The organism is Sphaerochaeta sp. (assembly GCF_050178175.1).
GTDB lineage: Bacteria > Spirochaetota > Spirochaetia > Sphaerochaetales > Sphaerochaetaceae > Sphaerochaeta.
On record NZ_JBFXGH010000006.1, the window covers coordinates 39094 to 47085 of the forward strand.

Here is a 7992-nt window from a genome sequence, read left to right on the forward strand (position 1 = left end):
AGGATCCGGCCATTGTCTCATTGATTGGAGCAACCCCGAAGCCGATGGTGAAGGCAGAGGTCCCTGCAAAGGCAGAGGTCCCCGCACCGGCACCTGAGGTGAAGGAAGAAGCTCCCGCACCAGAGCCTGTGGCTGAGGAACAAGAGCCAGTTGAGTACCCACTGGGAGTATTTGAGATTGTGAAAAACGCTGATGGCGCAAATGAGTTTGATCTCTTTGTTGTCCACACCAACGATGTACACGGTCGTGTGTTCTCCAGTGAAGACAACATTGGATATTCAAAACTTGCTACCATGTTGAAGGTTGGACGCGGTATTACCGATAATATCCTTGTACTTGACGCAGGTGATGTGATTCATGGAACCAATGTTGTTAATATGTTCGAAGGTGAGACTGTTGGTGTCTTGCTTGATATGCTTGGCTATGATGCAGTAGTACCCGGTAACCATGATTTCAACTATGGTGTTGATCGTCTTCTTGAAATCGCTGAGATTGCTGAGAAATACACTGATATCAAGGTGCTGAGTGCGAACGTATTGGATGAGAATGGCTATATGTTGTTCCAGCCGTATCAGGTCTATAACTTCAACGACTTTACTGTTGGCGTTGTTGGCTTGACCACTCCTGATACTGCTACCAAGACCCATCCGAAGAATGTCGAAGGTGTATATTTCGCCAACGAAGAAATCTTCGAGATTGGCCAGCAGGCAATCGATATAGCTAAGCAATATGTTGATTATATCGTCGTACTTGGTCACATTGGAATGGATCCTGATGGTGCAAGTGGCTTGACCTCAGATAAGATCGTGAGAAACATCAAGGGTATTGACCTGTTTGTTGACGGTCACAGTCACACCTTGCTGAAGCAGGGAATGAAAATTGGTGACACGATGATAGTTTCTGCCGGTGAGTACATGGAAAATCTTGGCTTGGTCCAGATTCATGTAAAGAACGATGAAGTAACTGCTGTGTATCCGATGGTGATTTCTGCTGCAGATGTTTGGAATGCCAAGGATTCTGATCTTGCTAAGCAGTATGGTATTGCAGAAGTACCAAACGATGCTGAAGTTGATGAGTACCTCAATTATATGACTGCAAAGCTTGATGCTAAGCTCAACACGGTTATTGCAAATGTACCTGAGAAGCTTGATGGCGAACGTGCAAATGTTCGTATCAAGCCGACCAACCTTTCCAGGTTGATCACCAGGGCAATGACTGCTGAGAGTGGTGCTGACTTCTCCATTACCAATGGTGGTGGTATCCGTGCATCCATCGATGCTGGTGAGGTAACAATCGGTGAAGTGATTAATGTCCTGCCGTTCACCAACATCCTCACTGTTGTTGAGGTAACCGGAGCTGATGTCTATGCTGCACTTGAGCATGGTTACAGCAAGTTGCCAGAAACCAATGGTGCATTCTCCCAGACCGACCTGCAGGTTGTTTACAACCGGTTTGGCAAGCCTGGTAATCGTATCCTGAGAGTTCTTCTCAATGGTAAGCCGATTGATAAGAATGCAACCTACAAGGTCGCAACAAACGACTTCATGGCCGCTGGTGGAGATGGCTATACCATGTTTGGAAAGGTCCTTTCTGAAGGTTCCTTGCTCAGCGATGTGTTCATTGAGTTCCTCTCGAAGAACTACCCCGTAAAGTAAGGTAGTATTACAAGTTCAATGGCGGCTATCTTCGGGTAGTCGCCATTTTAGATTACATGCCTGCGTAGTACATTCACGAGGGAATTTTTGGTATAACTTATTTCAAACTGCTTGACATAACCAAATCAATGGGGTAATGTTCCTATCGTTCGAAACGATATTCGCCTGTAGCTCAGTCGGTAGAGCAGGTGGCTGTTAACCACCCTGTCGGGGGTTCAAATCCCTCCGGGCGAGCAAGAAAAGAGACAATCCTATTGGGTTGTCTTTTTTCATATACATCGATTCATCACACTTGGTAGCTGGACTCGAAGTATTGCTATTGATGGTGCAGGCATGTAGGAATATCTTGCTTCATTGCTCTTCTGATTGGAGCAAGCGCAACTATCATTGAAAGCAGGATACCACTGAGAAAGGCTTTCGCAATTGTGGAGAAACTCCAAGAGCCACGCATAACATTTTGGATTCTATACCCGATATCCATGTTCCTGAACATGAACCAGAAATCGATTCCAGTCTCAACAAGATATAGATTAATTACAGCTCCAAATAGGCAACCTGATAGGGAACCTAGGAAACCTATACCACCGCCTTCAATGAGTAAGAGCATAAAGATAGATCGGTCTTGCATACCCAATGCATGCATCATCCCAATCTCTCTCATTCGCTCATACATCGCCATCAGCATTGTGTTAGATACCTCCACAGCTGCGATGATAAATACCAAGAAGAGAATGATATTGGAGACTCCTTTGTCAGTATTCATAGGGGATAGGTAATCTTTTGCAAGATATTTCCATGAATAGACCGAAAGGTTGTGACCCGCTTTATCGAGTGCTGCTTGGAGTGAAAGAGCAACCGACTCGATATCTTTAACATTGCCTAGTGAAATGTAGATATTGGTAACAGCACCCTTCATTGCAAGGAACGTATCTGCTGCTTGGATATCCATCATTACCAAGGTTCTGTTGATATTGGGATTGGGGCAATTCACAATTCCGACAATTTGCATATCAAAGGCTTCATAGAAACCGCCATTACCTCTTGTTAACAAGGTGACCCAATATCCTACCTCAGCCCCGATATCCTCAGCGAACCAGCTTCCAATTACTATTCCATCCATCTCACCTGGCTTAAGAAATCTTCCTTGCTGGAGAGTGTCTTCAAACTTATACACAGATGGATCAGTTTCTGGATTGACTGCAGTTACCGTAACAGGGAGTGTGCCATCCTCATGAAAATCCTGCTTATAGAGAATCATATCAGCTGAGAACAACGTTCTAGGTGTAGCCTTCAATCCTCTGTCTTCCAGAATTTGCAATACTTTCGAGGGGCCTTTTATCGAGTACTCAAGCGGAAGGAAATGTCGCTCGTCCCAATAGTCTGGGGTATATATACGGAGTGAGGCTGTTTCATATAGTCGCAAATTTCTCTCAGATTCTAGGTTGGCTCTTAAGAAGATAGAATCAACAACAATGAATGCCATGATTCCAATAGTAATTTGCACCAGCTGTAATCGATGTGCGACGTCTGTATCGACTGAGATTTTTGATGGCGAGACGGATAATGAAATTCATATTACTCCTCTCTGTTATGCTTACATTAGAAGAGCACTTCGTCTAATAAAAACGACAGCCATGTGGCTGCCGTTTATAAAAGTAGCGAAGACTCTATGAAGACTATCGGTTCATATGCTTCTGGTTGGCCTCATAGACCATCCAGGTTGTCTTGATGATATTCTCTACAGAAGAGTGCTCTGCTTTCCATCCGAGAGCCTTGTAAGCCATCTTGGAGGAAGCTACAAGTTTTGCTGGGTCCCCCGGCCTGCGGTCGACATATTGTGCTTCGATAGGTTTGCCGGTAATTATACGTGCAGTATCGAGAATCTGTTGCACACTCAATCCTTCCTCACTACCCAAATTTACTATCAAGTTGTCTTTTCCTGCCATCAGATGATCGGCTGCAAGTACATGGCCTTTTGCCAGATCGGTGACATGTACATAGTCGCGAACTCCTGTCCCATCGACCGTATCATAATCGTTTCCGAAGACGAGTAGGTTGGGGCGGATACCACAGGCAACTTCCATGACTACTGGAATGAGATTGGCTGGATTGTTTTCCAATCCGAGCATGCGTCTCTGCTCATCATATCCTGCAGCATTGAAGTATCTCAGAGAGACATAATGAAGCCCTTTAAGCTCACTGTACCATTTCAAGTTCTCTTCAATACAGAGTTTTGTATATCCGTAGTAATTGGAAGGATTTTTGGGATGCTTCTCATCTACGGGAAGGTATGAAGGTTCTCCATATACTGCTGCAGAAGAAGAGAGTATAAAATGCTTGATGCCTGTTTCTATGCACCCTGTGATTAAGTTCAGGGACCCGGTGATGTTGTTCTCTGAATATTTGACAGGCTTTATCATCGATTCTCCAGCGGCCTTGAATGCAGCAAGATGAATAACGACATCCCATCCTTCCTGTAATACTGCAACAACCCGCTCTTTGTCTCGGATATCACCCTCGAAGAAAATGGCTTGGTCACTGACATTGCTTTTCAGTCCACTGGAGAGATTATCAAAGACTCCAACCGTATCTTCGCGGTCCAGAAACTCCAGAGCTACGTGGGTGCCGATATAACCGGCACCACCAAATAGTAATACTTTCATCGTGTATCTTCCTTCCTTAGTTGAATTGCTTGATAATCGAGGACAGTTCTTTGGTTCTCTCCTGGAGTTCTTCTTGCGTCTTTGCCTCTACAACCAGGCGTAGATAGGGTTCGGTGTTGCTCTTTCGAACATTGAACCACCAGGAAGGGAATTCAATGCGATACCCATCAAAGTCCATTACCTGCTCAGGTTTGTCATTGGTAGCATAACGCTCAAAGAGCGCCCGCATGGCTTCATCTTTTTGTTCCAGCTTGAAATTCATTTCGCCACTGTTTGCATAGGCTATGACCGAGTCAATAAAATCACCGATGGTTTTTCCCTGTTTCTTGAGCTCCGTTACAACCTGCAATACAAGGAGGGAGGCAAGAAGACCACTATCACAGTTATAGAAGTCCCTGAAGTAATAGTGTCCTGCAAGTTCTCCTCCAAAGATTGCCCCAAGGTCACGGAGTTTTGTCTTGGCAAATGCATGGCCCACCTTCCAGACATGCACTGTTGCTCCAAGGTTGGTCAGGTACTCAGTGGTAGAGCGACTTGTGCGGATATCGACAAGCACGTTTCCCTTTTCCTTGTGCAAATAGTAGTATCCCAGGACTGCTGTTATGTAATCGGGTTGAAGGAACCTTCCGTTCTCATCAAGGAACATCACTCGGTCTGCATCACCGTCATAGATGACACCAATATCGCTCTTGTTTTGCAGGACCGCTTTCTTCAGATCCTCGCAGTTCTCGACTTCCAGAGGATTGGGTTCATGGGCAGGGAAAGTCCCATCGAAATGGTCATACAGATAGTGATGATCATTGCCAAGGAGATCCTTGACCAGGAGGTTTGCCATTCCATGAGAACAGTCGATAGAGATGTCCAAGCCACTTGTATCTGGAACGTACTGCTTCAAGAAAGCAAGATAGGGTTGTTTTGCGTCTTTGCTTTGTACTGTACCTTTCTGTCCAGCAACCACTATTGGATCATTGTTTACCATGGCTTCCAGTTCCTTCAGTCCACTATCAGAGCCAACGGGAACAGCCTTAGTCCTACTGATTTTCAACCCATTGTAGATGGCAGGATTGTGACTTGCAGTAATTTGAACAGATGCATCAACCTCGAAGTGTACCGTGGAGAAGTACACCATAGGGGTGGTAGCGAGTCCAATGTCAAATACATCAGCACCACTGTCTGTGATACCTTCACATAAGGATGCAAAGATCTCCTCGCTGCTGGATCTCACATCACGGCCAACCAGCACCACCTTGCTGTTCAACAGCTTGGGTAGAAAATACCCAATCTTGTAGACGGTTTCTTTATTGAAATCTTTGTTGTAGATTCCCCTGATATCATACGCCTTGAATGCGCCCATGTATTAGTCCTCCTTGCTGATTGATCCAAGCTCTTTAATGAATTGCTTACGATCCATAAGTTCAAAAAAATGAACGGTTCCGTTCTTGAGTATCACCATCTCTACCATCTGTCTGAACAGTTTATCCAGCGATGTAGCCATGCGAACTTGTTCCACCATGATTGTACCTTGTGAAACCTTGTAGGCGATGGCTTTGGGAATAGGGCGGGTGGTCTCAACCTCATCAATAGCAAAGGAACCCTCATGCTTGATGAAAGGTTCCTTTTTTCCCCTGGATTTGAGACTAATCCCAAACAATGAGGGAGTTCGCTCAAAATCTTCAAAATGAAGGGTATTCTCTACCCTATAGAGAAAAACGCCAAATTCCCGCATGATGTTCCTGTTATTACCATACCACGTAGCATAGGTTCTCCATGTTATAGGAGCTTGGTGACGTCTTTCCAGATTCTCAATAAAAGCCTGTGCATCATCTTCCATGAATTTTTCCTTCGCTTCTCTAGCTTTTTTCTATAGTACCATATACACTGCGTTGCAGAAAGAGCTACTGGGATTGTCATGGATTATACAGAAAAGGATTTTGGAAAGATTTTAAAGCAAAACGCTCTCAAGATGCGTCGGATGATGTTGCAAAGCAACACGACCTGCATGAGGGTGTATGACCGAAACCTGGAACGGTTTCCTGTTACTGTTGATCTCTATGGCCCTTATGCAAGAATCACCGATTACAGCGATGATGGGTTGGATGAAGAGGATGAGAGGATTTGCTGCGATATCGTCTCACGTATGCTCTATGTACAGTCCAGCCATGTGGTGTTTCACAGACGTCCTAAACGGATGGGGATGGAACAGCATAGCTTGCAAAGCGAACAATCCTTGGAAGTACAGGTAAAAGAAAATGGACTTTTGTTCACCGTTGACCTGACCAAGAGGATTGACACCGGCTTATTCCTGGACCATATGCTTACGAGAACAGTGGTTGAAGGTATGAGCCGGGGATGTAAGGTGTTGAACTTGTTCTCCTACACAGGATCCTTCTCGGTATATGCTGCCCGTGGTGGAGCTGAACGTGTAGAATCTGTGGACTTGTCCAGTACCTATACTGCATGGGCAGAAAAGAATCTTGCCGATAATGGATTTCCTTCGGTAGTATTTCCTTGCATTGCTGCAGATGCATGGACTTATGTGATGGAAGCATATGCAAGAGGCAAGAAGTATGACCTGATCATTTTCGACCCGCCGAGTTTTTCAAACAGTCGAAAAATGGATCATGATTTTGATGTCCAGAGGGACTATTTGCGTTGGATGAAGGTGCTTAATGCCCTTCTTGCGATAGGTGGAAAGTTAGTGTTCTCGACAAACTTGGGAACATTCAAGATGGATGAGAAAGCAATACGTGGATTTGAGATCAAGGAGATTACCAGGCGAGTCGCAGCACCGGGATTTACCCGCCGTCTGGGAACTGCGAGGACGTGGTTGCTGACGAAACACGAAGATATACGGATACCAGATAGATGGATAACCTCCGTACAAGAGAAAGCTGGCAAGCAAGACCAGCACGATGAGAATGGGCAGGAAGCCCGTGTACAAAACAAAGAAGTAAAGATAATGAAAGCGAAAGAAAAAAAAGAACCAGTAGAACTGGAAACCGAAGAAAAAACCATAGTAGAAGAAGCAGCAAACTCAACTGTAGCAGAACCCGAACAGGCAGAAGAAGATATGGTGCTCCTCAATGATGAGGCAGACCAGGAAGTCGAAGATCTCAATGATGAAAATACAGAAGTAGAACTATCTGACAATGAAGAAGTTGAAACCGAGACTGACGAATCCGATGATGAAGAAATCCCTGTGGTTGAACCGAATGAAGTTGAGGATGACCTTCTCACACTTAGTTGGGATGACCACGATTTCATCCCGCTAGTACAGGAATCTTCAGCAGAAGAAACCTCTGAGAATCGAGAGACAGAAAATCGTGAACCTCGTAGAGATGATCGACGTGGTGACCGACCTTCATATGGTGACAGAAACGACAGACGCCCGAGCGGTGAGCGCCCTTCATATGGTGACAGACGCCCGAGCGGTGAGCGCCCCTCATATGGTGACAGACGCCCAAGCGGTGACCGTCCCTCATATGGTGACAGACGCCCAAGCGGTGAGCGCCCCTCATATGGTGACAGACGCCCAAGCGGTGAGCGCCCCTCATATGGTAACAGACGCCCGAGCGGTGAGCGCCCCTCATATGGTAACAGACGCCCGAGCGGTGACCGTCCTTCCTACCGCGACAGGGATGATAGACTCAACAGCGGTGAACGACAGTCCTAAC

Annotated in this window: 6 protein-coding genes and 1 tRNA gene; 3 read left to right on the top strand and 4 right to left on the bottom strand. The window is 45.6% G+C overall.

Annotated elements, in window-relative coordinates; genetic code table 11:
• On the top strand, positions 1 to 1655 hold a 1655-nt coding region (locus AB7S66_RS01565), incomplete at its 5' end, for a 5'-nucleotidase C-terminal domain-containing protein (RefSeq protein ID WP_428517623.1).
• Positions 1656 to 1816: 161 nt separating this feature from the next.
• Positions 1817 to 1889 (top strand) — tRNA-Asn (locus AB7S66_RS01570).
• A gap of 82 nt (positions 1890 to 1971) precedes the next feature.
• Here AB7S66_RS01570 and AB7S66_RS01575 read toward each other — a convergent pair.
• The 4 genes from AB7S66_RS01575 to AB7S66_RS01590 form a co-directional block, all read right to left on the bottom strand.
• On the bottom strand, positions 1972 to 3138 hold the full coding sequence (locus AB7S66_RS01575; protein WP_428517624.1) for an ABC transporter permease: 1167 nt from the start codon (positions 3136 to 3138) through the stop codon (positions 1972 to 1974).
• 193 nt (positions 3139 to 3331) lie between these two features.
• Positions 3332 to 4318, bottom strand: a complete 987-nt coding sequence (gene galE / locus AB7S66_RS01580) for a UDP-glucose 4-epimerase GalE (protein WP_428517625.1) — start codon at positions 4316 to 4318, stop codon at positions 3332 to 3334.
• 16 nt (positions 4319 to 4334) lie between these two features.
• Positions 4335 to 5672, bottom strand: coding sequence for a phosphomannomutase/phosphoglucomutase (locus tag AB7S66_RS01585; protein WP_428517626.1), 1338 nt, complete (start codon positions 5670 to 5672; stop codon positions 4335 to 4337).
• A gap of 3 nt (positions 5673 to 5675) precedes the next feature.
• A complete protein-coding gene (locus AB7S66_RS01590; RefSeq protein ID WP_428517627.1) occupies positions 5676 to 6149 on the bottom strand; it encodes a hypothetical protein in 474 nt (157 codons plus the stop codon).
• Between the two features lie 78 nt (positions 6150 to 6227).
• Here AB7S66_RS01590 and AB7S66_RS01595 point away from each other — a divergent pair, with 78 nt between their 5' ends.
• On the top strand, positions 6228 to 7991 hold the full coding sequence (locus AB7S66_RS01595; RefSeq protein ID WP_428517628.1) for a class I SAM-dependent methyltransferase: 1764 nt from the start codon (positions 6228 to 6230) through the stop codon (positions 7989 to 7991).
• Position 7992: the final 1 nt, after the last annotated feature.